At 67.0% G+C, this 871-nt stretch carries 2 protein-coding genes; both read left to right on the top strand.

What is annotated here, in order from left to right:
• A partial coding sequence (locus F7Q96_RS26455) for a TorF family putative porin (RefSeq protein ID WP_211923532.1) occupies positions 1-244 on the top strand: 244 nt, incomplete at its 5' end.
• A 60-nt stretch (positions 245-304) separates the two neighbouring features.
• Positions 305-643 (top strand): P-II family nitrogen regulator, encoded by a 339-nt coding sequence (locus F7Q96_RS26450; RefSeq protein ID WP_006159494.1) that lies wholly within the window; start codon positions 305-307, stop codon positions 641-643.
• The last annotated feature ends 228 nt before the right edge of the window (positions 644-871 follow it).

The raw sequence follows: 871 nt of genomic DNA, 5'->3' as shown, positions 1-871 counted from the left end.
CAACGTGCCGCTCGAGTTCTGGGGCCTGACGCTGAACGCGCACGTCGGCTATCAGAAGGTGCAGAACGTGGCGGACGCCTCGTACACCGACTGGAAGCTCGGCCTGACCAAGGACCTGGGCAACGGCTTCTCGGCCGCCGTCTCGTACATCGACACCAATGCCAAGCGCGGCGTCTACACCAACACCTCTGGCCGCTACATGGGCAAGGCCACGGTGGTTGCCACGCTCACCAAGACTTTCTAATTCACGGTCAGCACGGGCGGGCCCCGGCCGCAACGGGGCCGCGCTCTCAGGAGAACACGGATGAAACTGATCATCGCCGTCATCAAGCCGTTCAAGCTCGACGAAGTGCGTGAAGCGCTGTCGGACGTGGGCGTGTCCGGCATCACCGTCACCGAGGTCAAGGGCTTCGGCCGGCAGAAGGGCCATACCGAGCTGTACCGCGGCGCCGAATACATCGTCGACTTCCTGCCCAAGGTCAAGATCGAGGTCGCGGTGCCCGACGACGTGGTCGACCGCGCGATCGAGGCGATCGAGAAGTCGGCCCGCACCGGCAAGATCGGCGACGGCAAGATCTTCGTCGCGCCGATCGAGCAGGTCATCCGGATCCGTACCGGGGAGACCGGCGGCGACGCGCTGTAACGGCACGCCGACGCCAACAAACGAGCCATACAAGAGCGACAAGAGGGTATTCAGATGACTAGCTGGTTCAAACGATTCCTGACTGCCGGCGCGATGGCGCTGGCGCTGGGCACGGCGGGCATGGCCCTGTCGGGCCCGGCCGCGGCGCAGGACAAGCCCGCGGCCGAGGCTTCGGCCGCCGTCACGGCGCCTGCCGCCCCGGCTGCCGCCACCGCCGCGCCCGCCGCG

Source organism: Cupriavidus gilardii (genome assembly GCF_008801915.1).
GTDB classification, from domain to species: Bacteria; Pseudomonadota; Gammaproteobacteria; order Burkholderiales; family Burkholderiaceae; genus Cupriavidus; species Cupriavidus gilardii.
Note: the sequence above shows the minus strand (reverse complement) of the source record. Positions and strands in the feature narration are given on the sequence as shown.